The sequence below is a fragment of the Brevundimonas guildfordensis genome, assembly GCF_014836405.1.
Taxonomy (GTDB): domain Bacteria; phylum Pseudomonadota; class Alphaproteobacteria; order Caulobacterales; family Caulobacteraceae; genus Brevundimonas; species Brevundimonas guildfordensis.
On the sequence record NZ_JACSQU010000001.1, the window covers coordinates 101,272 to 125,429 of the forward strand.

Here is a 24,158-nt window from a genome sequence, read left to right on the forward strand (position 1 = left end):
GGCTGGCTCTCTCTGTTCAGGAGATGATCAGGACATGGGCGGGGGAGGCGGCGTGCGGTCCGGCGGCAGGGGAATGAACTCCTGATCGTCCATGTCGGGCAGCTTCATGCGCCCGGCGCGCCAGTCGGCCTTGGCCTGTTCGATCCGGTCCTGTGACGACGACACGAAGTTCCACTCGATGAAGCGTTCGCCCACCGGCTCGCCGCCCAGCACCATGATCGTGGTCGGTTGCAGGGCATGGATGACCGACGGCGATCCCTTGGACAGCACCGCCATCTGGCCGTGGCCCACGGGCCTGCCGTCGTCGATCTCGACCAATCCCTGAACGACGTAGACGGCGCTCTCGGCATGGTCGGTCGGGGTCTGGAACCGAGCGCCGGGCTCAAGCTCCAGATGCATGTAGTGCAGGGGCGAGAAGGTGCTGACGCCCGCCTTCATGCCCATGGTCTCGCCCGCGACCAGACGGCCTTTGACGCCGTTCTCGATCCAGGTCGGCAGGTCGCCAGGGACGACGTGCTGGAAGGACGGATCGATCTCTTCTTGACCGTTCGGCAGAGCGACCCAGGCCTGGATGCCCTCAAGGCGCAGGCCTTCCATCCGCGCGCGCTCGAAGCGTTCGGAGTGGGTGACGCCGCTGCCGGCGGTCATCCAGTTGACCTCGGCCGGGCGGATGTCCTGCTGCACGCCCAGGCTGTCGCGGTGAGTGATCTCGCCGTCGAACAGATAGGTCAGGGTCGAGATGCCGATGTGCGGGTGGGGGCGCACGTCGACCGTCTTGGGAATGCCCGCAGGCATGTCGACCGGCCCCATGTGGTCGAAGAAGACAAACGGGCCCACCATGCGCCGCTTAGCGTAGGGCAGGACACGGCCGACTTCAAAGCCGCCGAGGTCTTTCCGGCGCTGGTCGATGACGAGTTCGATCATGGAGGCTTCCTTGAAAGGCGGTGGCCCGGCGATGGCCGGGCCGCCTGTTGTTCAGTCTGTCACGCTGCGGCGGGAATGTCGCCGAAGCGGCCGCTGTTGAAGTCCGTGATGGCGGTGCGGATTTCGTCCTCGCTGTTCATCACGAAGGGGCCATAGCCGACGATGGGCTCGTCGATCGGCTCTCCGGTCAGGATCAGCAGGGTCGAGTCCGCATCGGCGCTCAGGCTCACGCTGTCGCCCTGACGGTCCAGCAGCAGGGCCTCGGCGGCGCCCGCGGGCTGGTCGCCGTTGACGGTGACATGGCCCGACAGAACCACCACGATGGCCGTGTGGCCTTCGGGCAGATCCAGCGTCGTCTCGGCGTCCCGGTTCAACCGCACGTCCCAGACATTGATGGGAGTGAAGGTCGTGGCCGGGCCTTTCGAGCCGTCCATCGCGCCGGCGATGATCCGCGCGGTCCCAGCGTTGTCGGGCAGGGCGACGGACGGAATGTCGGCGTTCAGGATCGACTGGTAGCCGGGGCGGGTCATCTTGTCCTTGGCGGGCAGGTTGACCCACAGCTGAACCATGCGGAAGGGCCCGCCGGTGCGCGAGAAGGCCGGGGAATGGAACTCCTCGTGCAGGATGCCGCCGCCCGCCGTCATCCACTGGACGTCGCCGGGGCCGATGATCCCGCCCTGACCGGTCGAGTCGCGGTGCTCGACCTCGCCGTCATAGACGATGGTCACGGTCTCGAAGCCGCGGTGCGGATGCTGGCCCACGCCGCGCCGCTCGGTCGTCGGCTCGAAGTTGTAGGGACCGGCGTAGTCGAGCAGCAGGAAGGGGCTGACCTGTTTGCCCACGGCGTTGTAGGAAAACAGCGAACGGACGGGGAAGCCGTCGCCGACCCAGTGGCCGCGCTCGTTGCCGTAACGGCCCAGAACCTTCTTCATGGTCTAGTCTCCATTCGTTGGATCAGCCGTCAGGAGGAGAGGCCGATCGCGTTGGCGACCTTATGCCGTTGGAACGCCGACAGGGACAGATTGCGAGATCGCCTCGCTGCGTCCTATCAATAGAACGATGAGAGACCTCAACGACCTCTATTATTTCGTGCAGGTGGTGGATCACCACGGCTTCGCCCCGGCGGCGCGGGCGCTGGGGATGCAGAAATCCAAGCTCAGCCGCCGCATCGCCGCGCTTGAAGACCAACTGGGCACGCGGCTGATCCAGCGCTCCTCGCGCAAGTTCTCTGTCACCGAGATCGGTCAGGCCTACTACCAGCATTGTCTGGCCATGTTGGTCGAAGCCGAGGCGGCGCAGGCCCTGATCGACGGCGCCCGGTCCGAGCCGTGCGGCACGATCCGCGTCGCCTGCGCGCCGGGCCTGCTGACCTATCAGATGAGCGGGCTGATCGTCCGCTTCATGGCCTTGTATCCCGAACTTGAGGTGCAGCTTCACAGCACCAGCCGCCGGGTGGACGTCATCGGCGAGGGCTTTGACCTGGCCATCCGCGTCCGCGAGCCGCCGCTGGAACAGACCGATCTGGTCATGCGCAAACTGGACGAGAGCGTGCATCGTCTGGTCGCCAGCCCTGACCTGATCGCTCGCATGGGGGCGCCGGCCGGCCCGGCGGACCTTGCGAACTGGCCCAGTCTGGACTTCGGCCCGGCGCACCGTGACCATGTGTGGGCCCTGACCCACAAGGACGGCATGACGGCCTCTGTGCGCCATGCGCCGCGTCTGGTCACCGACGACCTGCACATGCTGCATGAGGGCGCGCTTCAGGGTCTGGGCGTGGCCCTGCTGCCCAGCGTGGCGGTGATGCACGATCTGGAGGGGGGACGGCTGGTCGACCTTTTGCCGGACTGGCGGCCGAAGAAATGGATCGTCCACGCGGTCTTTCCGTCCCGGCGCGGGCTGCTGCCTTCGGTGCGGATGCTGCTGGATTTTCTGGTCGAGGGTTGCGCTGAGCAGCGAATTCACGGCGAAAGGCTGTCGTCGCCCGATACGGCGACGCTAGCGGAGACGAAGGACTGAAATGCGTCTGGTTGGACTGTCGGGCAGCCTGCGGGCGGCCTCCTACAACAGCGCCCTGCTGCGCGCGGCGCAGGAGACGGCGCCGCCGGATGTGGAACTGATCGCCGCGACTATCCACGGCATCCCTCTCTATGACGGCGATCTGGAGGCCGAGCAGGGCCTGCCCGAGGCCGTGGTCGCGCTGAAGGATCTGATCGCCGGTTGCGACGGCCTGCTGCTGTTCACGCCGGAATACAACAACTCCATCCCCGGCCCGTTCAAGAACGCCATCGACTGGCTGAGCCGACCCAGTTCGGACATCGGGCGCGTGTTCGGCGGGCGGCCGGTGGCGGTGCTGGGCGCCTCGCCCGGGCTGTTCGGGACGCTGATGAGCCAGGCGGCCTGGCTGCCGGTGCTGCGCACCCTGGGCTCGGCGCCCTGGTTCGGGGCGAGGGTGATGGTCACGCGCGCGGGCGACGCCTTTGACGCCGAGGGCCGCCTGATCGACGCGGATACGCGCCGTCGCCTGACCGCCTTCGTCGCCGGTTTTGCGGATCACTGCCGGGGGGCTTCGGCATGAGCGGGGAAGCCTTCGTCATCGTCGCCTATCGCCCGGAGCATCGCGACGCCTGGCGGACCCTGAACGAAGCCTGGCTGGCCGAGGGCGGCTTCGCCATCGAAGCCAAGGACCGCAAGGTGCTGGGCGATCCTGAAGGCCAGATCCTGACGCCGGGCGGCCGAATCTTCTTTGTCGAGCAGGCGGGGCAGGCCGTCGGCTGCTGCGCCCTGATGGCGATGGACGACGGCGGCTATGAGGTCGCCAAGATGACCATTGCGCCGTCCGCGCGCGGTCAGGGGCTGTCGCGCCGCCTGCTGGACGCCTGCGAGGCGGCGGCGCGTGAGGCGGGCGCGCATCGCCTCTATCTGGAGACCAGTTCGACGCTCGGCCCGGCGCTGGCGCTCTATGACAGCTTCGGCTTCGTCCGCCTGCCGCCGCGCGACACGCCCTATGTGCGAGCTGACGTCTTCATGGAGAAGGCGCTGGGTTTCTCCTCCCCATGACATGGGGAGGTGGATCGGCGGCGTAGCCGTCGAGACGGAGGGGCCGCTTGGTTCCGCAGCCCTAAGCCCCTCCACCGCTACGCGGTCCCCCTCCCCACGCAGTGGGGAGGAAAGATTCTACTCTTTCGACAGGTCCTGTCGCTGGAACCACGCCAGGGCCAGAAGGAAGGGGCCGAAGCTCCACAGCGCCAGCCCTGCGATGGCGCGCCAGGCGGCGCCTGCGGGGACGAGGGCGGCTTCCATGCCGCCCTTGATCAGAACCTTCAGCAGTTCAAAGGCGTCGCCGGGCAGCAGCAGCATGGTCGCCCAGTCGCCCATCTGCCAGCCGAACAGCGGGCTCAGCTTGGCCAGGAAGAACTGGCCGACGCCGATGACCAGAGGCACGAACAGCGCCGCCAGCAGCGACCGCGTCACCATCGCCGCCAGCAGGCTGAGCAGCAGAAACTGCACCACCCGCACATAGGACAGCAGCGCCAGCAGGCCGAACGCCTGCGCCTGTTCTCCTCCGAAGCCGAAGGTGAAGCTGCGCCCGAAGATCACGCCCTTGGCGACATCGGCGCCCATGCTGGCGAGCAGCAGAAGGATCAGGCCGACCAGGGTCATCAGCTTGACCGCACCGACCTTGCCCATGATCAGGTTCGGCCGGGTGTTGCGGGCCGTGATCAAACGCCAGGTCTCCCAGCGGTAGTCACCCGCGAAGACGGTGGCCGCGCCGATCAGCAGGAAGGCCAGCACGCCGGGGTTGGCCAGCCCGCCCGCCGCATCGACCAGCGACTGGCCCAGATCGACGGCGCTGGCGGTCAGTTTCAGCTCGACCGGCAGGGTCTGCATCGCCCCGTCCATCTTGGACCGGATGAACAGGAAGCTCGCGGTCGCCAGCCCCAGCGAGATCAGGGGCACGAAAACGACGCTCCAGAACATCGCCGTGCGGTTCTGCAGCAGGCGCCAGGTTTCGGCGCGGATGGCGTCGGCCAGCATCATGGGCGGCCTCCCTCGACGGAAGAGGTTTCAGTCATGAAGACGCTTTCCAGATCGGCGCCGACCCAGCGGGCCTCGTCGATGTCCACGCCCTGTTCGATCAGGGCGCGCAGCAGGGCAGGGGCCTCGGCGCGCGGCACGGCGGCCATGACGGCGTCGTCCTGAACGCTGCCGCGCTCGCCCAGAACCGCCATCACCTTGGCCAGCGGCGTGGCGGCCAGCCGCAGCCGCTCGCCCGAGGCGGTCAGGTCGCTGACCTTGCCTTCCGCCGCCAGCTTGCCCCGGTTCAGGATGGCGACGCGGTCGCAGACGCGCTGGACCTCCAGAAGCTGGTGGCTGGCCAGGATGATGGTCACGCCGTCGTCGTCGGCCAGGCTGCGGATCAGGGCGCGCATCTCCTGAATGCCGGGCGGGTCCATGCCGCTGGTCGGTTCATCCAGGATCACAAGGTCGGGCCGGGTCATCAGGGCGGCGGCGACGCCCAGCCGCTGCATCATCCCGACCGAGAAGCCGCGCACCTTGCGGTCGGCCGCCTCGGACAGGCCGACCCGATCCAGCCAGCGGTCGGTCTCGGCCTCAGCGCCCATGCCGTGCGCCAGCGCCAGCCAGCGCAGAGCCTGACGCGCGGTCAGATAGGGCGGATAGCGCGGCGTCTCGATCATCGAGCCCATGCGCCGGGTCACGGCCGGATCGCCGGTGTGCTGGCCCATCACCCGCACCTCGCCCGCCGTGGGCCGGATCAGGCCCAGCAGGATGCGGAACAGGGTCGACTTGCCTGCGCCGTTCGGCCCCAGCACACCGTAGACCCCGCCGCGCGGTATGCTGAGACTGAGGCTGTCCAGGGCGCGCACCGGGCCATAGGTCTTGGTCAGGCCGCTCGTTTCGATAACGCTGGTCATGAATGGGAACGTGGCCCGCAGTTGAAAAACCGGCAAGCCGTCTTCTGTCTGTCGCGGATTAAGCTTAGGCAATGTTCGCGAAAGTCGGTTTCTCGGGAGTTGTTATGTTTGATCGCCTGTTCGGCCTGGCGCGCGTCGCCGTTCTGACGCTGGGCGTCGCGGCCTGCGCCACCACGCCGTCAGAGCCGGTGACCGAGACGGCCCAGGCGCCGAACGTCATCATGATCTCCATCGACGGCTTCCGCGCGGATTATCTGGCGCGCGGCGCGACGCCGGTGCTGGCGCAACTGGCGGCGGAGGGAGCATCGGGGCCGATGAAACCGTCCTTCCCCAGCGTGACCTTCCCCAACCACTATACGCTGGTGACGGGGCTGCATCCCGACCACCACGGCATCGTCGGCAACAACATGGTCGACGCCGAACTGGGCCGCTTCTCCCTGGGCAACAAGCAGGCGGTCGCCGACCGCCGCTGGTGGGATCAGGGCGAGCCGATCTGGGTCTCGGCCGAGCGGCAGGGCGTGAAGACCGCCACCATGTTCTGGCCGGGGTCCGAGGCCGCCATCCGCGGCGTGCGCCCCAGCTATTGGACGCCCTTTGACCAGTCGATGCCGGGCGACGTCCGCGTCGATCAGGTGCTGACCTGGATGGACCTGCCCGCCGCCCAGCGACCGGCGCTGACCACCCTTTATTTCGACATCGTCGACACCATGGGCCACAACCACGGCCCGGATGCGCCCCAGACACTGGAGGCCCTGCGTTCGGTCGACGCCTCCATCGGCCGCCTGGTCGACGGGCTGAAGGCGCGGGGGCTGTATGAGAACACCATCCTGGTCATTGTGTCGGATCACGGCATGGCGGCGACCTCGCCGGAGCGGGTGACGGTGCTGGACGACCTCATCGATCCGGAGGCGGTGCAGATCGTCTATTCGGGCGCGGTCACCTTCCTGAACCCCGTTGCGGGCCGCGAGGCCGAGGTGGAGCAGGCCCTGCTGGGCTCGCACCCGCACCTGGATTGCTGGCGCAAGAGCGAGATCCCGGCGCGTCTGGCGCTGGGCTCGAACCCGCGCGTCTCGGCCATCGTCTGCGCGTCCGAGCCCGGCTGGCTGCTGGCGACCAAGGCGCGTCCGGTCACCCGGTCCGGCGGCGCCCATGGTTATGACAACGCCGCGCCCGAGATGCAGGCCGTCTTCATCGCCCACGGTCCCGGCGTCATCGCTGGGCGGCGGATGCAGAACCTGGACAGCGTCGACGTCCAACCCTTCCTGGCCCGCCTGCTGGGCGTAACGGCGCCGCGCGGCGACGGTGACCCGAACGACACGCTGCCGGTGACGCAGCACTGAGCGACCGATCGAGGGGTGGGCCGAAAAGGGGCGCGAGAGTAGAACGGCGGTCCACCTCCGCGAGCGTTCATGTCCCTGCACCTCCCCAAGGTCCGCCGCGCGGCCATCGCCTTCATCCTCGTGACCGCGGTGCTGGACATCGTGGCCATGGGAATCGTCATTCCGGTCCTGCCGCATCTGATCGAGGAGTTCGTCGGTTCCAACGCCAAGGCGGGCCTGCTGAACGGGGTGTTCGTGGCCCTCTGGGCGGGGATGCAGTTCCTGGCCTCGCCCGTGATCGGCTCGCTGTCGGACCAGTATGGGCGTCGCCCGGTCATCCTGATCAGCTGCGCGGGGCTGGCGGCGGACTATGTGCTGATGGCGTTGGCGCCGAACCTGTGGTGGCTGGCGGTCGGGCGTCTGATCGCGGGCGTCACCTCGTCGAGCTTCACCACCATCTACGCCTATATGGCCGACATCACCGAGCCTGAAAAACGCGCCCGCGCCTATGGCCTGATCGGCGCGGCCTTCTCGGGCGGCTTCGTGCTGGGGCCGGTGCTGGGCGGCTTCCTGGGCGAATTCGGGCCGCGCGTGCCCTTCTGGGCGGCGGGCGCCATGTCGGGCGCAGCCTTCCTTTATGGCCTGTTCATCCTGCCCGAGAGCCTGGTGCCCGATAAGCGGATGCCCTTCAGCTGGCGTCGCGCCAATCCGGTCGGGGCCATGATCCTGCTGAAACGTCACGCCGAGCTGGCGGGCCTCGCGGTCGTGAACTTCCTGCTCTATTTCGCCCACCACGTCTTTTCGGCGGTCTTCGTTCTCTACGCGGGACTGCGCTACGGCTGGGGGCCGTGGCAGGTCGGGGCGCTGCTGGCCATGGTCGGCGTGCTGGACATGATCGTCCAGGGCGTGTTGGTCGGACCGGCGTCCAAGCGGTTCGGCGACCGCGCGACCATGATCTTCGGTCTGTCCGGAGGGGCGGTCGGCATCGCCTTGATGGGCTGGGCGCCCACGGGCGTCGCCTTCATCGTCGCCATGCTGCCCAACGCCCTGTGGGGTCTAGCCATGCCGACGCTTCAGTCCTTGATGACCCGCCGCGTCGGCGAGAGCGAGCAGGGCCAGTTACAGGGCGCGAACATGAGCGTCGCCTCCATCGCCGGCGTGGCCTCGCCTTTGTTCTTCGGCTGGATCTATTCGGTTTCGGCCGGCGAGGGCGGCGCGCAGGCGGCGACCTGGCTGGCGGATCAGGGTCTGCAGGCGATGTCCGACACGGCCGGCGCCCTGCTGTCCGAGCCGGGGCTGGCCTTCTATCTGGCGTCCGCCGTGCTGGCGCTGGGCGCGCTGATCGGTTTCCTGACGGCGCGCCGGGCGGAACGGGACGAGGTCACATCCGTTTGATCGCCGCCGCGCCCCGGATCGAACGACGGCCTTGATCCTGTCGAAAAGCCGAGGCGGAATGGATGCAACGCCCAAGCTTGTAGAACCGGGACGAGATGAAGACTTCCAGACTGGCCATCGCCGCCGCCCTGATCGTGTCCGCATGCGGCCAGCCGCAGCCCTCCAAGGCGCAGGAAGGCGTCTTTGCCGAACAGCCCCGTGTCGCCCCCCGCGACGCAGGATCGCTGAAGACCAGTTTCGCCCCTGTGGTGCGCGAGGCCGCGCCTGCGGTGGTCAACATCTCGGCGCGGGGCGTGCAGCAGGTGCGCGATCCCTTCTTCGAGCTGTTCGGCGGCGGGCCGCAGTCGCGCGTGACGGGCTCCATCGGTTCGGGCGTGATCGTGCGGCCCGACGGCATCGTGGTCACCAACAACCACGTCATCCAGAACATGCAGCAGATCCGCGTCACCCTGAACGATCGACGCGAGTATCCGGCCAAGGTGCTGCTGGCGGACGAGCGGTCCGACATCGCCGTGCTGCAGCTCGAGAATCTGGACGGCGACCTGCCGGCCCTGCGCATCGACGATCAGGAGCAGCAGCAGGTCGGCGATCTGGTGCTTGCTATCGGCAATCCGTTCGGCGTCGGCCAGACGGTGACCAACGGCATCATTTCGGCGCTGAACCGGACCGAGACGGGCATCAGCGATTCCGGCTCCTTCATCCAGACCGACGCGCCGATCAATCCGGGCAACTCGGGCGGCGCCCTGGTCGACATGGACGGCGAGCTGATCGGCATCAACACGGCGATCTTCTCGCGTTCAGGCTCTTCCAGCGGCGTGGGCTTCGCCGTGCCCGCGGCCATGGTCAAGCGGGTCGTGGATTCGGCTGTCGGCGGCGCCAAGGCGGTCGAGCGCGCCTGGCTGGGCGTCAAGGGCGACACCGTCAGCGCCGACATCGCCCGCAGTCTGGGGCTCGAGCGGCCGCAAGGGTTGATGGTCACGGACGTCTACGCCGGTGGTCCTGGCGCGCGCGCCGGCATCCATCAGGGCGATGTCATCACCGCCATCGACGGGGCCGAGGTCAATGATCAGGGCGGCCTGAACTTCCGCGTCGGCACCAAGTCGCCGAACTCCACCGTCGCCGTCACCGTGCTGCGCGACGGCCGCACGCAGACGCTGAACGCCCGCGTCTCGACCCTGCCGGGCGACGCCGAGCCGGGGCAGGGGACGGTCGTAGGGCAGGGAGCCTTGGCCGGACTTCAGGGCGTGGCTTTGAACCCCGCCCTGGCCGATCGCCTGGGCGGCGATCCCTTCACCAACGGCGTGGTGGTGACGGGCTTGCAGCGCAACAGCGTCCCGGCCCGTATCGGCCTGCGTCCCAACGACCTGGTGGTGCAGATCGACGGCCGCGCCGTGACCACGGTCGCCGCCCTGGGCCGCGCGCAGCGAGGCTCGGAGTTGACCATTGTCCGCGGCGGGCGCCGTTTGACGGGCCGCTTGCCTTAAGCCGGCGTTCCGGCCGCAGAGGGGCGATCAGCCCTTCTGCGGTCCGCCGATGCTCCACAGGTGGCCGAACGGATCGCGGACCTGGCCGTAGCGGTCGCCCCAGAACTGATTCTCCAGCGGCATGACCGGAATGGCGCCGTTGACCAGGGCGCGGTTCCACCACTCGTCGGGGTCGTCGACCTGAAGGTGCAGGGTCACCCCCTTGGGCTCGATGTCGGCCTCGCCGGTCCATTCGGGGAATTCGTCGGCCAGCATGACGCTGCCGCCGTTGATGCGCAGGTGGGCGTGCATCAGGCGCTCGCCATCCTCGGCGGGCACGCGGCGCAGTTCCTCGGCGCCGAAGGCGCGGGCGTAGAACTCGATGGCGGCGGCGCCGCCGCGCGAGGGAATGGTCAGGTGGGGCGTCACCCCGCCGCGTGTTTCCTGATCGAGCTTGGCGTCTGTCATGCGATTCCTCCTTAGAGGCCTTGTAACGGGTGCAGTCGCCCGAACGAACGCCTATCTAGGCTGTTCCATGACTGATTTGTTCGAAGCCTCCGGCATACACGCCCCCGACGCCCCTCTGGCGGACCGCCTGCGCCCTCAAGCGCTGGATCAGGTGGTGGGGCAGGATCATCTGCTGGGCCCCGGCGGGCCGATCCGCCGCATGATCGAGGCCGGACGCCTCGGCTCCATGATCCTGTGGGGGCCGCCCGGCACCGGCAAGACCACCATCGCCCGGCTGCTGGCCAGGGCGGCGGGCTATGAATATCAATCCATTAGCGCCGTCTTCTCGGGCGTGGCGGACCTCAAAAAGGCGTTCGAGGCTGCGCGGATGCGCCGGGCGGCGGGCCAGCAGACCCTGCTGTTCGTCGACGAAATCCACCGCTTCAACCGCGCTCAGCAGGATGGCTTCCTGCCCTTCGTGGAGGAGGGGATCGTCACCCTGGTCGGCGCCACGACCGAGAACCCCAGCTTCGAGCTGAACGGCGCCCTGCTGTCGCGGAGCCAGGTCTATGTGCTGAAGCGGCTGGACGACGCCTCGCTGGATCTGCTGCTGGGCCGGGCCGAGGCGCTGATGGGCAAGCCCCTGCCGCTGACGGCCGAGGCGCGTCAGGCCATGCTTGCCCTGGCCGACGGCGACGGCCGCTATCTGCTGACCATGTCCGAAGTGCTGTTCGATCTGACGGAGGTCGAGCCGCTGGACGTGCAGGCCCTGGCCGGCGTGCTGCAGAAACGCGCGCCCGTCTACGACAAGTCGCGCGAGGAGCACTACAACCTCATCTCCGCTCTGCATAAGTCGGTGCGCGGCTCGGACCCGGATGCGGCGCTCTACTGGCTGGCGCGGATGCTCAACGGGGGCGAGGACCCGCTCTATCTGGCGCGGCGTATCGTGCGCATGGCGGTCGAGGACATCGGCCAGGCCGACCCCCTGTCCATCCTGGTCGCCAACGCCGCCAAGGACACTTACGATTTCCTGGGATCGCCAGAGGGCGAACTGGCCTTGGCTCAGGCCGTCGTGCACCTGGCCACGGCGCCCAAGTCCGTGGGCGTTTATGAAGCCTTCAAGGCGGCCAAGCGCGCGGCGCACGAGACTGGCTCCTTGATGCCCCCGGCGCACATCCGCAACGCCCCGACCAAGCTGATGAAGTCGCTCGGCTACGGCAAAGGCTATCAGTACGACCCGGATACGCCCGAGGGTTTCTCCGGCGCGAACTTCTTCCCGGACGAAATGGAGCGTCGCACCTTCTACAAGCCCAAGGGCGAGGGCCATGAAGAGAAGGTCAAGGCGCGGCTGGAGCGCTGGGCGACGATGCGGGCGCGCATGCCTTAAGGCGACGCTTCGCGAGGCTTGTTGTATTGGCACGCCTCAGCGTAGTTTTCGACGCTTACCGGCTTGGGGAATAATGATGGTCGATATTTCAAAGCGCCCTTCGGCGCCCTGGCATCTGTGGGCGATCGCTGCCGCTTCGGTGGTCTGGAACGGGGTCGGCGTCTGGCAGTGGTATCAGAAGGTCACCGGCGCGCCCGCCTATTGGGGTGCATTGACGATGGAGCAGGTCGCCTATCTGCGAGCCGCCCCGTTGTGGACCGACGTGGCCTTCGGCGTGGCGGTATGGTGCGGCCTGCTAGGCGCGCTGATGCTGCTTCTGAGGCGCCGTCTGGCGTTCAACGCGTTCATCGCCGGACTGATCGCCATGCTGGCGCACGCGGTCTATGTGCTGGCGTTGAGCAACGGCCGCGACGTTATCGGCGCGGGCGGGACGATCTTCACCTTGGTGGTCACTCTGATCTTCGTCGTTCAGATCACCTATTCGTACGCGGCGCGGCGCAAGGGTCTGATCCGTTAGGCTGCGCTTGAAGCGGCATCGCAGGACATATTGTTAAGGTCTGGATTTAGGGCGTAACCTCTCCTCCATCGGCAACCTGGGGAGGGATCAATGGTCGATATTGCAAGGCGTCCTTCGACGCCCTGGCACGTGTGGCTGGTGGGCGTCGTGTCGCTGCTTTGGAACGGCTTCGGCGGCTACGACTTCGTGCAGACCACCACGCGCGGCGAAGCTTATATGCGCGAGGCCGGCTTTGGCGACGAGATGATCGCCTATTACAACGCCATGCCGGCATGGATGTATGCGCCTTGGACGCTCGGTGTCTGGGGCGCGGTGATTGGGTCGCTGCTGCTGCTGGCGCGCAGTCGCTGGGCGGTTCATGCCTTCGCCCTGTCTTTGGTGGGCGCGGTGGTCAGCCTCATCTACTCCAAATTCATCAACCCGCCGCCGGCTCTGCCCCCCGAATTGGCGATGATGGAGTGGATGCCCTTTGTTATCGTCCTAATCGCCGCCTTCCTGGCCTGGTACGCCTGGACCATGGCGAAGACGGGCGCGCTCCGCTAAAGGCTCGGCGGGTGAAGACCCGCCAGCCTGTTTCCCTGACCGAAGATGAGATCGCCGCCGTCCGTTCCTGGGTGGTGCATGAAGACGCGCATCTGATCGCCTTCAACAAGCCGTCTGGCCTGTCCAGTCAGGGCGGGCGCATTCAGGCTCACACGCTGGACGACTTGCTGTGGGCCTTCGCTCGCTCGAACGGCAAGCGGCCGGAGTTGGTCCACCGGCTGGACCGAGACACCTCGGGCGTCATTCTGGCCGCAAAGACCAAGCCTGCCGCCGGCTTTTTCGGCAAGGCGATGCAGATGCGCAAGTTTCAGAAAACCTATCTGGCGCTTGTCGCGGAGGCGCCGGAACCCAAGTCCGGCCGCATCACCTCCGCCCTGCGCCGCGAAGAGATCGGCCGTGAAAGCTATATGCGGGTCGTGGCGTTCGATGCGCCGGGCGCGCAAGGGGCCGCCAGCAGCTACCGCACTCTGGCCTCCAGTCAGGATGGGGCGGTGGTCGAACTCTCGCCCGAGACGGGGCGGATGCACCAACTTCGGGTCCATATGGCTTCCATTGGTCGTCCGCTGGTCGGCGATGTCCGCTATGGCGGCGCCCTGACCTTCGCCGGGCGCGCGGCGCCGCGCCTGATGCTGCACGCGACGAAGCTGAGTTTTCCCCACCCCGACGGCGGCCGTGTGACGGTCGAGGCGCCGGAGCCTCAAGACTTCGCGGCTTTGCGCGCCGCGGCCGGGCTTTAGGCCGTCCTCCCCCCCGTTCAGCCTGTCAGCGGAACAATCCGGGGCGCTTGAACGCTGTTCGGGTATGGGAGACTCGCGCATGAAACGCTTGGCCGTCGTCACGATCGCCGCATCCGCCCTGGCCCTGACGGCATGCGCCAGCCTGGCGCCCTATGGCCCTCAGATGGGGCCGAACGGCCAAGGCTATTCCGAACAGCAGATCGAGCGTGATCGCTACCGCGTGACCTACAGGGGCGTCGGCTCTGCCGGTCCAGTGGCGGACATGGCCCTGTACCGTGCCGCCCAGCTGACGGTTGATCGGGGCTATGACTGGTTTGAGGTGACCCAGCGCTGGATCGACGGCCGTCCTGACAGCGCCGGCGGGGTGCGCCCCAGCGTTTCGCTCGGCGCCGGCTCCAGCCGGTACGGCGGCTACCGCGCTTCGGGCGTCGGCGTCGGCCTGGGCTTCGACCTCAGCGGCCCCCAGCCGACATCCACCACGCTGGAGATCGTCATGGGCCGGGGAAATCGCCCGGACCGCCGCGAAGCTTATGACGCGCGGGGCGTGCAGGACGCCATCCGTCCACGCCTGTAACGCCTAGAACGGCCAACGCGCCATGGCGGCGGCGAAGGCCAGCAATGGGACCAGCAGCAGAATCTCCAGCGCGACCGCGCGCCGTGCGGCCGTCGTTTCGGCCTGCGACGGAATATGGCCAGGTTCGGTCTTGCTTGCTTTGCGCCATTTCAGGATCAGCAATGTCGGACGGATGGAGATCAGGCCGATCAGGGCGAAGGTTGCGATCTTGGCCCAGAAGAAGGGGTTGGCTTCATAGAAGGCCCAGCCCTTGCCGCCCATCACGCGTCCGACGCCTATCAGGACGACCAGCAGGGCTGTGACGCCATAGCCGGCATCCAGCCCGGCCAGACGTTTCACCGGCGGTTGCGGCGTTCGCAGCAGCGCCAGTTCCGACGCCAGCATGACGATCAAGCCCAGGAACAGAAGGTGGTGCAGGATGGCGAGGATCAGGTCGTGCATGGCGGCCTTCGCAAATGATGTCGGAACAGTATAAGCCGCGACCATGACACGTTTTCTGCTGGTTGCGATCGGCGGCGGCCTAGGGGCGATGGCGCGCTATGGTCTGGGCTTGGCGGCAGGTCGCCTTGCTCCGGGCGCGGCTTGGCCGTGGGCGACGCTGACCGCCAATGTGCTGGGCGGCCTTCTGATGGGACTGCTGACCGGCTGGCTGGCGTTGAAGGCGGGGGCGGGGCAGGAAAACATCCGCCTGTTCGCCGCCGTCGGCGTGCTGGGCGGCTTCACGACCTTTTCCGCTTTCTCACTGGACACGGCCCTGATGATCGAACGCCGTGAAATCGTCTCGGCTTTCGTCTATGCGGCGGGTTCGGTGGTCCTCGCCATCGCCGCTCTGTTCGTCGGCCTGATGATCGCGCGCAAACTGTTTACCGGAGTGGGCGCATGAGCCGCGAAGTCCAGACCCTCTATGTCGCCGAGGATGAAGACGACATCCGCCTGGACCGCTGGTTCAAGCGACGCTGGCCGCACCTGACCCATATCCAGGTCGAGAAGATGGCCCGCAGCGGCCAGATCCGCGTCGACGGCTCGCGCGTCAAGCCGCAGGACCGCCTGACCGCCGGCGCCGCCGTGCGCGTGCCGCCGCTGCCCGAGGCCAACCCGCGCAAGCCCGGCGACCTGCATGAACTGACCGAGCGCGACATCGCCTACGCCAAGTCGCTGGTGCTGTACGAGGACCACATGGTCATCGCCCTGAACAAGCCGCATGGCCTGGCCGTGCAGGGCGGCACCAAGACGACCAAGCACGTCGATCGCCTGCTGTCGGCCTGGGGCGAGGGCATGGACCGGCCGCGCCTGGTCCACCGTCTGGACCGCGACACCTCGGGCGTGCTGTTGCTGGGCAAGGGACCAGAGGCGGCCAAGCGGCTGGCCGGGGCGTTCGCCCGCCGTCAGGCCAAGAAGACCTATTGGGCCATCGTCATCGGCAACCCCAAGCCTTCGGCGGGCCAGATCGACATGGCGCTGAAGAAGACCGGCATCAATGACTTCGAGATGATGCGCCCGGCTGAGCCCAAGGACCCCAAGGCCGAACCGGCCGAGACCGCCTTCGCCACCATCAGCCGCGCCGCCCACCGCGCGGCGTGGATGGCGCTGCGACCCTTCACCGGGCGGACGCACCAACTGCGCGCGCACATGGCCGCCATCGGCCACCCCATCCTGGGCGATCCCAAATACGGCGACGACAAGTCGCGCGAACTTTCCGGCCCGCTGAAGCTGCAGCTTCACGCCCGCCGGATCGAGCTGGACCACCCCGGCGGGGGCAAGTTGATCGTCGAGGCGCCGCTGAGTCCTGAGATGAAGGCCGGCTTCAACCACTTCGGCTTCTCCGAGGACGAGGCTGACGAAGATCCCTTCGAGGGCGTGCGGCGGATGCGATGAGCGCAAGTCCGGCGGTTCAGATGCGCCTCCAGCGCGCTAAGGCCCTGGCTCAGCAGGGCGACCTGCTCGGGGCGCTGGCTGAGCTGGAGCAGGCGCCGCCGGCCGAACGCGCGGGCGTCCTGTCGTTCCGGGCCGATCTGCTGAAGGCGATGGAGCGTTTCGAGGACGCGTTAACGATCCGGCGCGCCCAGGCTGCAGCGGCGCCTCAAAGCGTCTTCGCCCAGCATAATCTGGCCGCCCTGCTCGGCGACATGGGCCGCAACGTCGAGGCGACAGAGGCGGCGGAGCGCGCCCTCGCCAACGGCGGCGATGCGCCGGAGACCTGGCTAGTTCTGGCGCGCGCCCTGTCCGGCTGCGCGCGGCATGAAGCGGCTGAGGCCGCCTATCGCCAAGCGGTCCGGCGCCGTCCGACCTATGGCGACGCCATGCGGGAACTGGCGCAACTGATCTGGATGCGTGGGGGAGACCTGGACGCCGCGATGGCGCCGGTTCTGGAGTCGCTGAAGAGCGCGCCCGGCGACCCCGACCTTCTAACCTGTCTGTCGGTGGTGCTGATGTACGGCGGCGCCGATCCGCGCGACGCCTGGGCCGAGTTGACGCAGCGAGCACGCGAAGGCGGGACGAGGGCCGCGACGGTCGAGCTGGCGGCAGGACAGTTGGCTCTGGCGTTCGATCCCGCCCTGGCGACGGATCACGCCCGTGCGGCCACCGAATTGGCGCCCAACACCCTGGATCCCTGGGTCAATCTGGCCGAGGCCTTGATCGCGTCAGGCGATGTCGAGGGCGCGCGAGACATCTTGCGCGAACTGTTGCGCGCGCCGACCCCGGATCAGAAAGTCCTGGCTCTGCACGCCACGGCCAGCCGTCTGGCCGGGCAAGCCGACGCCCTCGGCCTCGACGACATGGATGGGCTGGTCGGGACCTATGTGCTCGACACGCCGCCCGGTTGGCCTGACCTGACGACCTATCTGGCCGACCTGCGCAAGGCGCTGCTGGCTCAGCACGCCTATGACAACCATCCGCTGGGCCAAAGCCTGCGTCACGGCGCGCAGACGCCCGTGGACCTGCGGCTAGTCGATGATCCGGTCATCCGCGCCTTCTTCTTCGCCATCGACGGACCGATCCGGCGACAGCTGGCCAGGCTAGGGCGAGGGGATGATCCGGTGCGCGCCCGCAATTCCGGGGACTATCGGCTGAACGGCTGCTGGTCGGTGCGGCTGGCGCCCGGCGGCTTTCACGAGCCCCACATCCACCCCAAGGGCTGGTATTCCTCAGCCTGCTATATCGACGTGCCGCCGGTAGTCGAGGCGGGCGGTCGCGAGGGCTGGCTGGCCTTGGGTCAGCCGCCGTTTCCCACGCCCAGGCCGCTCGCCCCCCTGCGCTATGAGAAGCCCGAGCCCGGCAAGCTGGTGCTGTTCCCGTCCTGCCTGTGGCACGGCACCGTGCCTTTTACCGGCGACCAGCCCCGCCTGTCCGTCGCCTTTGACATCCTGCCTGCCTGATATGATCGCTTCCGACGCTCCACTGTCCGTGTTTGATATAGACGGCACCCTTGTCGACAGCCGCGCCTCGATCCATCGCGCAGCCTGCGAGGCGGCGCAGGTCCTGGGTCTGCCCGAGCCGGAATACGACCGGGTGCGCCAGATTGTGGGCTTGAGCCTGCATCACGCCCTGCACGTGCTGGAGCCGTCGCTGACGGACGCCGAACTGGCGGATTTCGTCGCCGCCTTTCAGGCCAGCTTCCGCGCCATGTACGAGGCGGGCCATGAAGAGCCGCTCTATCCCGGCGTCATGGACACGCTGCGACGGTTGAAGCGCGATGGCTGGCGGCTGTCGCTGGCTACGGGGCAGAACCGGCGCGGGGTGGCCCGCAACCTGGCGCGGCCGGAATGGAGCGATCTGTTCTTGTCCAGCCACTGCGCCGAGGACGGTCCGGGCAAGCCGGATCCGGCCATGCTGCGCGCCGCCATGACCGCCTGCGGCGCGGATGCGGCCTCCACGACCATGATCGGCGACACCAGCCACGACATCGCGATGGCGGTGGCCGCAGGCGTGCATTCGCTGGGCGTCGGCTGGGGCTTCCACACGGTGGAGGAGCAGGCTGCTGCAGGCGCGCTGCACATCGCCGCCGACTTTCCTGATCTGGAGGCGGCGCTCGATCGTTTCGCCTCCGCCAAGTTGTTCGCCTAGAAGTCCGTCATGACCTACATTCCGCCGCTCGACCCCAACGTCGCCGCCCAGAAGGGCTTTCGTGAATCCGAGGAGCGCATCAAGCGCTTCTGGAAAGCCGCGGGGGTCGAGGCTCGCGACGGTGGCTGGATCGTGCTTCTGGACGGCCGCGCGCCCAAGACGCCCGCCGGAAACGCCATCGTCCTGCCGACCGAGGCCGCGGCGGGGCTGGTGGCCGAGGAGTGGAACGATCAAGGCGAGCATCTGATGCCCGCCGCCATGCCCGCCACCCGTCTGGCTTCGACCGCCATCGACCGGGTCAGCCAGACGCGCGGGCCGGTGGCCGAGGAGATCGCCCGCTACGCCGGATCGGACGTGCTCTGCTATCTGGCCGAGACGCCATCGGGCCTGATCGAGCGCCAGCATGCGGAGTGGGGGCCGTGGCGCGACTGGGCCGCGCGCGAATTGGGCGTCGAGCTGCATCCCGTCGAGGGCATCATCCACCGACCCCAGGCGCCCGAGGCCCTGGCGCGGGTCGAGGCCCTGGCTCTTGAGATGGACGACTTCGCCCTGACGGGTCTGGCGACGGCCGTGCCGCTGTTCGGCTCGGCGGTGCTGGGGCTGGCGGTGCAGCGCGGGGCGCTGTCGGGCGAGACGGCGCTGGACCTGTCGCGGCTGGACGAAGCCTTCACCGAGGAGCGCTGGGGGGTGGACGAAGTGGCGGCGGCCCGAACCGCTGCCCACCGCGCCGAAGCCTCATTGCTGCAGCGGTGGTTCGAGGCGCTCAGATAACTTTCCGATCTGGAAAGTTATGACTTGACGAAATGGAAAGTTACCGTCATTTTCCGCCTTGGAAAGTGAGGGATTTATCCATGTCAGATACGCAGGACGCTAAGGCCGCTCTGGAGCAGATTCGCCAGACGCGCGAACAGGCGCTCGGGAAGATGAACTATTGGCCGTGGTGGTATGACGCCGGCTACGCCCTGGCGTGCGGGCTCTTGGTGGCGGGGCAGGGCTTCCCGACCGCGATCGGAATGGTCTGTGTGGCTGTCGCCATCGCCATCCTGGTGACGATCATGCGGGTTTGGCAGGGCCGCACCGGCGTTTGGGTGAACGGATACGCTCCGCGTCGCGCCCGCTGGGCCGCCTTTGGCCTGGCGGCGATCCTGATGGGGTTGATGGGCGTCAGCATCTGGTTCGGGCGGTTGCAGGGCGTCGTCTGGGTTCCCTTCGCTAACGGATTTGCGGCCGCCGTGCTGGGCGTCGCGGGCATGAGGGTCTGGATGCGCCTGTACCGCATCGACGTGCGGAGCTTGTCGTGAGGCCGCCTGTTTTCGATCCGGTGATCCACGCTCCGGGCAGGTTGCAGATATGCGCCATCCTGTCAGCCGCCGAAGCCGAGTTCGCGGTGGTGCGCGACGCCATTCAGGTGTCTGACTCCGTTCTGTCGAAGCATGTGAAGACGCTGGAGGAGGCTGGCTACCTTGCGGTGCGCAAGGCGGCGCAAGGCGGCCGGCAGCGTACCTGGCTCAGCCTCACCGGGGCGGGCAAGGCGGCCTTCGCCTCGCATGTCGCCGAATTGAGCCGTCTGGCGACCATGACGGCGCCGATCAGCCCCTGATCAGCGCCGCGCGCTCGTCGGCCGTCAGCATCCGCCATCGGCCCTCGGGCAGGTCGCCCAGCTTCACCGGGCCGATGCGGATGCGATAGAGGTCGACGACCTCCAGCCCCACCAGTTCGCACATGCGGCGGATCTGGCGGTTGCGGCCCTCGCGCAGCAGGAAGCGCAGGCGCTGGGGCTCCATCTGGGTGACGCGGGCGGGCTTCAGCTGGCGGCCGTCGAGCTCAAGCCCGTGACGCAACAGGGTCAGCTTGGCCTCGGTCACGGCGCCGGAGACGCGGACCAGGTATTCCTTGTCCAGGTCCGACTGCGGACCGATCACCGCCTTGGCCACGACCCCGTCCGACGACAGCAGCAGCAGGCCGCGCGAGTCCTCGTCCAGCCGTCCGACCGGGGGCAGGGAGGCGTCGCGGGCGGGGGCCTCGCCTTCGCCGACCTTGTTGGCGGCGGTCAGCAGGCGCACGGCGGGAATCTTGCCGGGCTCGGGCTGGCCCGAGACGTATCCGACCGGCTTGTGCAGCAGGATGGCGACGCCCGCCGCGAGCGCGGCCTCGCCCGTGTCGTTCAGGGTCAGGGTCTGGCCCGGCTCGATCTTGCGGCCCGCGTCGCGCACGACCTCGCCGTCGATGCTGACCAGCCCCTCGGCGATCAGCCCCTCGGCCTCGCGGCGCGAGCAGACGCCGGTCTGGCCCAGCCATTTGTTGATGCGGACGGGTTCTGCGCCGTCATAGGTGCGGGTGAAGGCCATGGCCTGACTGACTCTCCGATGCGATCGGCTGTGTAGGGCGGGCCTGCGCGCGGAGGCAAGGCCGAGGCCGTTCTGGCGCGATCCAGATTTCCACGGTCAGGTTTCAGTTCACGTTTTCGTCGTCAAGTTGACCTTGAGCATCATAAGCCTATATCAGCAGTCACCCTGATGATTTTGACGCATTCGCTTCCGATCGGTTCGGATTGCGACGTTTGCCGTGTCTGAACGAAGTTCGACGCGCAGGGCGCGACGGTTTTTAGAAACCGTCTGCGAATATTGATCGATAACCTTCGAAGGAGACATTTTGTCCGCTCAACGCAAGACCTCGACCGCCCCTCGTTCCCGCCAATACGGCAACCGCCCCGCGCCGACCCGCCTGCGTTTCGGCCTGATCATGCGCAAGGGCATGGATTTCGGCGAACTGGGCGACATCGAAACCGCCCTGCGCTTTGAAGGCGTGTCGCTGGCTCCGATCTCGACCGGCGAGGGCAGCCTGGTTTCGGGCGGCTTGACGGTTCTGGCCACGGCGACGGCCGACGACATCAGCGGCGGCCGGGTTCAGGGCGTGGTGGTTCCCGGCGGCGTCGCCGATGAGGCCGGTCTGGTCCAGGTGAAGGCGCTAGTGAACCTGGCCAAGGTGCAGGGTCTGCCGGTTCTGGCCTTCGCCGACGGCGTGGCCCTGACGGCTGAAATCTTTGGCGACGCGGCCGATGCGCCGGGCGCTGCCTTCCGCGACGGCAAGGTCGCCCTGCTGAACGAACGCGCCGAACTGACGGCCGTCGTCGCCGCCATCTAACCACGGCGGAAGATCAGGCTCAGGTTGTTGGCGGGCATGGCTCGCCGCAGCGTCAGGGCCAGGCCATGCGACCGGGCGAGCGTCTCAACCTCGCCCCGGTCGCGCAGGCCCCAGGCCGGGTCCCGCGCTTTCAGGCTCTCGTCGAAGGCCGCGTTGGAAGGAGCCAGGGGAACCTCCACCTCGCGATAGGGGCCGTAGAGGTAAAGCAGGCCTCCTGGGCGCGTCAGCGACCGCCGCGCCAGCCGCATCAGGCCCTCGGTCGCCGTCCACGGGCTGATGTGGATCATGTTGATGCAGACGATGGCGTTCACCGGTTCATCGGGCCAGGTGGCCTCATCCAGCATATCGACCCGCTCCGCGGATCTCAGATTCGCCGCGCCGCTTTTCAATCGCCAGGCGTCGATGCTGGCGCGGGCCTCCGGGCTGGGGTCGCTGGGGGTCCAGTCCAGGCCGGGCAGGGCGGCGGCGAAGGCGGCGGCGTGCTGGCCCGATCCGGCGGCGATTTCAAGCACCCGGCCGTCGGCGGGCAGATGCGCGCGCAGAACCTGAAGTATGGCGGCGCTGTTGCGTTCGGCGGCCGGCGACGTCAGGGCTCCCGGAGCACTGGCCGATGTCGATACTGCAGAATCCATCGTCTTCACGCCGAAGGAGATAGCCCTTGGGGCCGGCTGTGACGATTTAATTGTGCGCGTCGTCGACTTGGCCCGGATAACGGGGGAATGAAACGTGCAGCGGTTGACCTTATGGCCCGTCGGGTTCATTGCCCGCGTAACACAGCGTGATCAGCTAAATGCGTGACGGCGACGACAGATCGGCGCGCGCAGCTTCAGGAGAGCAAGACGTGACGCAATCGATTCCCGGACTCCATCCGGCGCCGACCGAACACAAGGGCCTTGTCGCCTGGGTTGAGCAGATCGCCGCCCTGACCAAGCCGGACCGTGTTCACTGGTGCGACGGTTCGAACGCCGAGAAGTCCGCCATCGTCGCCGATCTGATCGGCAAGGGCACGCTGAAGGAGCTGGATCAGGCCAAGCGCCCCGGCTGCTACTACGCCGCCTCGGATCCCAAGGACGTGGCCCGCGTCGAAAGCCGCACCTTCATCTGCTCTCAGGACGCCGCCGATGCCGGCCCGACCAACAACTGGTCCGATCCCGTTGAGATGCGCGCCCGCCTGGACGGCCTGTTCGACGGCTGCATGAAGGGCCGGACGATGTACGTCGTCCCGTTCTGCATGGGCCCGCTGGGCTCCAAGATCTCCGCCCTTGGCGTCGAGATCACCGACAGCGGCTATGTCGCCGTGTCGATGGGCATCATGACCCGCATGGGCAAGGGCGCGCTGGACATGCTGGGCGCCGACGGCGTCTTCGTCCCGGCCGTTCACACGCTCGGCGCGCCGCTGGCCGAGGGCCAGGCCGACGTGCCGTGGCCCTGCAACGACGACAAGTGGATCGTCCACTTCCCCGAAACGCGCGAAATCTGGTCCTATGGCTCCGGCTACGGCGGCAACGCCCTGCTGGGCAAGAAGTGCTACGCCCTGCGCATCGCCTCGATCATGGCCCGCGATGAGGGCTGGCTGGCCGAGCACATGCTGATCCTCAAGCTGACCAGCCCCGAGGGCGTGTCGAAATATGTCGCCGCCGCCTTCCCGAGCGCCTGCGGCAAGACCAACCTGGCCATGCTGCAGCCGGCGCTGGACGGCTGGAAGGCCGAGACGGTCGGCGACGACATCGCCTGGATGCGCTTTGGCGACGATGGCCGCCTGTACGCCGTGAACCCGGAAGCGGGCTTCTTCGGCGTGGCTCCGGGCACCAGCCGCAACACCAACAAGAACGCCCTTGAGACGCTGGCCAAGGACACCGTCTTCACCAACGTCGCCCTGACCGCTGACGGCGACGTCTGGTGGGAAGGCCTGACCAAGGAAGCGCCGGAAGGCCTGACGAACTGGAAGGGCGCGGCCCATGACCCGGCCTCGGGCGAGCCTGCGGCCCACCCGAACGCGCGTTTCGCCGTCTGGGCCGGCCAGTGCCCGTCCATCGCGCCTGAGTGGGAAGACCCCGCCGGCGTGCCGATCGACGCCATCCTGTTCGGCGGCCGCCGCGCCTCGGCCGTGCCGCTGGTGACGGAAGCCTTCGACTGGGAGCACGGCGTCTTCCTGGGCTCGACCGTGGCCTCGGAAGGCACCGCCGCGGCGGAGAACAAGGTCGGCGAGCTGCGCCGCGATCCCTTCGCCATGCTGCCCTTCTGCGGCTACAACATGGGCGATTATTTCGGCCATTGGCTGAAGATGGGCGAGAAGACCGACGCCGCGAAGCTGCCGCGCCTGTTCTTCGTCAACTGGTTCCGCAAGAATGACGAAGGCAAGTTCGTCTGGCCGGGCTTCGGCGATAACGCCCGCGTGCTGAAGTGGATCGTCGAGCGTCTGGAAGGCCAGGCCGAGGCCGTGGACACCGCAGTTGGCCGCGTGCCGTCAAAGGCCGCGCTGGACCTGTCGGGCCTGACGCTGTCGGACGCCGATCTGAAGATCCTGCTGGACGTCGACGCCGACGTCTGGACCGAGGAAGCGGCGCTTATCCCCGCCTTCTACGAGAAGTTCGGCGATCGCCTGCCCAAGGCCCTGTGGGACCAGCACGCCGCCCTGACCAAGCGCCTGGAAGACGCGCGCGCGGCAAAGCTGGCGGCTGAATAAAAGACCGCCATCGACGGTTGAAA

At 67.7% G+C, this 24,158-nt stretch carries 28 protein-coding genes; 20 read left to right on the forward strand and 8 right to left on the reverse strand.

From position 1 onward, the window contains the following. Nucleotides 1–27: 27 nt before the first annotated feature. Nucleotides 28–924: a pirin family protein gene (locus tag H9656_RS00405; RefSeq protein ID WP_191742349.1), complete on the reverse strand. Its 897-nt coding sequence runs from the start codon at nucleotides 922–924 to the stop codon at nucleotides 28–30. A gap of 59 nt (nucleotides 925–983) precedes the next feature. Further along, nucleotides 984–1,856 (reverse strand): pirin family protein, encoded by an 873-nt coding sequence (locus tag H9656_RS00410; RefSeq protein WP_191742350.1) that lies wholly within the window; start codon nucleotides 1,854–1,856, stop codon nucleotides 984–986. Between the two features lie 127 nt (nucleotides 1,857–1,983). On the opposite strand from H9656_RS00410, the gene H9656_RS00415 reads away from it, so the two are divergent. From H9656_RS00415 to H9656_RS00425, 3 genes are read left to right on the forward strand one after another with little or no spacing between them, the layout of a single operon-like run. Beyond that, entirely contained in the window at nucleotides 1,984–2,940 is a 957-nt protein-coding gene (locus H9656_RS00415; protein ID WP_191742351.1) for a LysR substrate-binding domain-containing protein, read from the forward strand. Nucleotide 2,941: 1 nt separating this feature from the next. Continuing rightward, the gene (locus H9656_RS00420; RefSeq protein ID WP_191742352.1) at nucleotides 2,942–3,499 is read left to right on the forward strand and encodes an NADPH-dependent FMN reductase; all 558 of its coding nucleotides are present in this window, start codon (nucleotides 2,942–2,944) and stop codon (nucleotides 3,497–3,499) included. Continuing rightward, nucleotides 3,496–3,981, forward strand: a complete 486-nt coding sequence (locus H9656_RS00425; protein WP_191742353.1) for a GNAT family N-acetyltransferase — start codon at nucleotides 3,496–3,498, stop codon at nucleotides 3,979–3,981. The genes H9656_RS00420 and H9656_RS00425 overlap by 4 nt, the downstream gene beginning before the upstream one ends. Before the next feature lie 117 nt (nucleotides 3,982–4,098). On the opposite strand, the gene H9656_RS00430 is transcribed toward H9656_RS00425, so the two are convergent. Together H9656_RS00430 and H9656_RS00435 are read right to left on the reverse strand one after the other, a co-directional pair. Further along, nucleotides 4,099–4,962, reverse strand: coding sequence for a hypothetical protein (locus H9656_RS00430; RefSeq protein ID WP_191742354.1), 864 nt, complete (start codon nucleotides 4,960–4,962; stop codon nucleotides 4,099–4,101). Then, the gene (locus H9656_RS00435; protein WP_191742355.1) at nucleotides 4,959–5,858 is read right to left on the reverse strand and encodes an ABC transporter ATP-binding protein; all 900 of its coding nucleotides are present in this window, start codon (nucleotides 5,856–5,858) and stop codon (nucleotides 4,959–4,961) included. Before H9656_RS00435 ends, H9656_RS00430 begins: the two co-directional genes overlap by 4 nt. Nucleotides 5,859–5,962: 104 nt before the next feature. Here H9656_RS00435 and H9656_RS00440 point away from each other — a divergent pair, with 104 nt between their 5' ends. The 3 genes from H9656_RS00440 to H9656_RS00450 all read left to right on the forward strand — a co-directional run bounded on the left by H9656_RS00440 (nucleotide 5,963) and on the right by H9656_RS00450 (nucleotide 10,056). Further along, nucleotides 5,963–7,198: an alkaline phosphatase family protein gene (locus H9656_RS00440; protein WP_191742356.1), complete on the forward strand. Its 1,236-nt coding sequence runs from the start codon at nucleotides 5,963–5,965 to the stop codon at nucleotides 7,196–7,198. Between the two features lie 69 nt (nucleotides 7,199–7,267). Next, nucleotides 7,268–8,572, forward strand: a complete 1,305-nt coding sequence (locus tag H9656_RS00445; protein WP_191742357.1) for a TCR/Tet family MFS transporter — start codon at nucleotides 7,268–7,270, stop codon at nucleotides 8,570–8,572. A 95-nt stretch (nucleotides 8,573–8,667) separates the two neighbouring features. Next, nucleotides 8,668–10,056, forward strand: a complete 1,389-nt coding sequence (locus H9656_RS00450; RefSeq protein ID WP_191742358.1) for a Do family serine endopeptidase — start codon at nucleotides 8,668–8,670, stop codon at nucleotides 10,054–10,056. A 27-nt stretch (nucleotides 10,057–10,083) separates the two neighbouring features. Here the strand turns inward: H9656_RS00450 and H9656_RS00455 are convergent, their stop codons facing one another. Beyond that, nucleotides 10,084–10,503, reverse strand: a complete 420-nt coding sequence (locus H9656_RS00455; RefSeq protein WP_191742359.1) for a VOC family protein — start codon at nucleotides 10,501–10,503, stop codon at nucleotides 10,084–10,086. A 67-nt stretch (nucleotides 10,504–10,570) separates the two neighbouring features. Here H9656_RS00455 and H9656_RS00460 point away from each other — a divergent pair, with 67 nt between their 5' ends. From H9656_RS00460 to H9656_RS00480, 5 genes are all read left to right on the forward strand, one after another. Beyond that, a complete protein-coding gene (locus H9656_RS00460; RefSeq protein ID WP_191742360.1) occupies nucleotides 10,571–11,869 on the forward strand; it encodes a replication-associated recombination protein A in 1,299 nt (432 codons plus the stop codon). A gap of 76 nt (nucleotides 11,870–11,945) precedes the next feature. Continuing rightward, a complete protein-coding gene (locus tag H9656_RS00465) occupies nucleotides 11,946–12,386 on the forward strand; it encodes a hypothetical protein (RefSeq protein ID WP_225212164.1) in 441 nt (146 codons plus the stop codon). Between the two features lie 90 nt (nucleotides 12,387–12,476). Beyond that, the gene (locus tag H9656_RS00470) at nucleotides 12,477–12,929 is read left to right on the forward strand and encodes a hypothetical protein (protein WP_191742362.1); all 453 of its coding nucleotides are present in this window, start codon (nucleotides 12,477–12,479) and stop codon (nucleotides 12,927–12,929) included. Between the two features lie 11 nt (nucleotides 12,930–12,940). Beyond that, entirely contained in the window at nucleotides 12,941–13,666 is a 726-nt protein-coding gene (locus tag H9656_RS00475; protein WP_191742363.1) for an RluA family pseudouridine synthase, read from the forward strand. Between the two features lie 79 nt (nucleotides 13,667–13,745). Continuing rightward, nucleotides 13,746–14,240, forward strand: coding sequence for a CC0125/CC1285 family lipoprotein (locus tag H9656_RS00480; RefSeq protein WP_191742364.1), 495 nt, complete (start codon nucleotides 13,746–13,748; stop codon nucleotides 14,238–14,240). Between the two features lie 3 nt (nucleotides 14,241–14,243). On the opposite strand, the gene H9656_RS00485 is transcribed toward H9656_RS00480, so the two are convergent. Then, on the reverse strand, nucleotides 14,244–14,681 hold the full coding sequence (locus H9656_RS00485) for a DUF2214 family protein (RefSeq protein ID WP_225212165.1): 438 nt from the start codon (nucleotides 14,679–14,681) through the stop codon (nucleotides 14,244–14,246). Nucleotides 14,682–14,724: 43 nt separating this feature from the next. Here H9656_RS00485 and crcB point away from each other — a divergent pair, with 43 nt between their 5' ends. The 7 genes from crcB to H9656_RS00520 all read left to right on the forward strand — a co-directional run bounded on the left by crcB (nucleotide 14,725) and on the right by H9656_RS00520 (nucleotide 19,905). Continuing rightward, a complete protein-coding gene (gene crcB / locus H9656_RS00490; RefSeq protein ID WP_191742366.1) occupies nucleotides 14,725–15,123 on the forward strand; it encodes a fluoride efflux transporter CrcB in 399 nt (132 codons plus the stop codon). Next, nucleotides 15,120–16,115: an RluA family pseudouridine synthase gene (locus H9656_RS00495; protein WP_025977619.1), complete on the forward strand. Its 996-nt coding sequence runs from the start codon at nucleotides 15,120–15,122 to the stop codon at nucleotides 16,113–16,115. Before crcB ends, H9656_RS00495 begins: the two co-directional genes overlap by 4 nt. After that, complete coding sequence (locus H9656_RS00500; protein WP_191742367.1) at nucleotides 16,112–17,617, forward strand: putative 2OG-Fe(II) oxygenase; 1,506 nt, start codon at nucleotides 16,112–16,114, stop codon at nucleotides 17,615–17,617. The genes H9656_RS00495 and H9656_RS00500 overlap by 4 nt, the downstream gene beginning before the upstream one ends. Before the next feature lie 28 nt (nucleotides 17,618–17,645). Further along, nucleotides 17,646–18,305 carry an HAD-IA family hydrolase gene (locus H9656_RS00505; protein WP_318240578.1) on the forward strand — a complete coding sequence of 220 codons (660 nt, stop codon included), beginning with the start codon at nucleotides 17,646–17,648 and terminating at the stop codon, nucleotides 18,303–18,305. Nucleotides 18,306–18,314: 9 nt separating this feature from the next. Beyond that, complete coding sequence (locus tag H9656_RS00510) at nucleotides 18,315–19,076, forward strand: ATP12 family chaperone protein (RefSeq protein ID WP_191742369.1); 762 nt, start codon at nucleotides 18,315–18,317, stop codon at nucleotides 19,074–19,076. 80 nt (nucleotides 19,077–19,156) lie between these two features. Next, on the forward strand, nucleotides 19,157–19,606 hold the full coding sequence (locus H9656_RS00515; protein WP_191742370.1) for a hypothetical protein: 450 nt from the start codon (nucleotides 19,157–19,159) through the stop codon (nucleotides 19,604–19,606). Beyond that, a complete protein-coding gene (locus tag H9656_RS00520) occupies nucleotides 19,603–19,905 on the forward strand; it encodes a winged helix-turn-helix domain-containing protein (RefSeq protein ID WP_191742371.1) in 303 nt (100 codons plus the stop codon). The genes H9656_RS00515 and H9656_RS00520 overlap by 4 nt, the downstream gene beginning before the upstream one ends. Here H9656_RS00520 and H9656_RS00525 read toward each other — a convergent pair. Beyond that, the gene (locus H9656_RS00525; RefSeq protein ID WP_191742372.1) at nucleotides 19,895–20,653 is read right to left on the reverse strand and encodes a pseudouridine synthase; all 759 of its coding nucleotides are present in this window, start codon (nucleotides 20,651–20,653) and stop codon (nucleotides 19,895–19,897) included. The two genes, H9656_RS00520 and H9656_RS00525, sit on opposite strands and share 11 nt — an antisense overlap. Before the next feature lie 304 nt (nucleotides 20,654–20,957). On the opposite strand from H9656_RS00525, the gene H9656_RS00530 reads away from it, so the two are divergent. After that, a complete protein-coding gene (locus H9656_RS00530; protein WP_225212166.1) occupies nucleotides 20,958–21,449 on the forward strand; it encodes a hypothetical protein in 492 nt (163 codons plus the stop codon). On the opposite strand, the gene H9656_RS00535 is transcribed toward H9656_RS00530, so the two are convergent. Beyond that, nucleotides 21,446–22,081 carry a DUF938 domain-containing protein gene (locus H9656_RS00535; RefSeq protein WP_191742373.1) on the reverse strand — a complete coding sequence of 212 codons (636 nt, stop codon included), beginning with the start codon at nucleotides 22,079–22,081 and terminating at the stop codon, nucleotides 21,446–21,448. The genes H9656_RS00530 and H9656_RS00535 overlap by 4 nt on opposite strands. 209 nt (nucleotides 22,082–22,290) lie before the next feature. On the opposite strand from H9656_RS00535, the gene H9656_RS00540 reads away from it, so the two are divergent. Next, entirely contained in the window at nucleotides 22,291–24,135 is a 1,845-nt protein-coding gene (locus tag H9656_RS00540) for a phosphoenolpyruvate carboxykinase (GTP) (RefSeq protein WP_191742374.1), read from the forward strand. The last annotated feature ends 23 nt before the right edge of the window (nucleotides 24,136–24,158 follow it).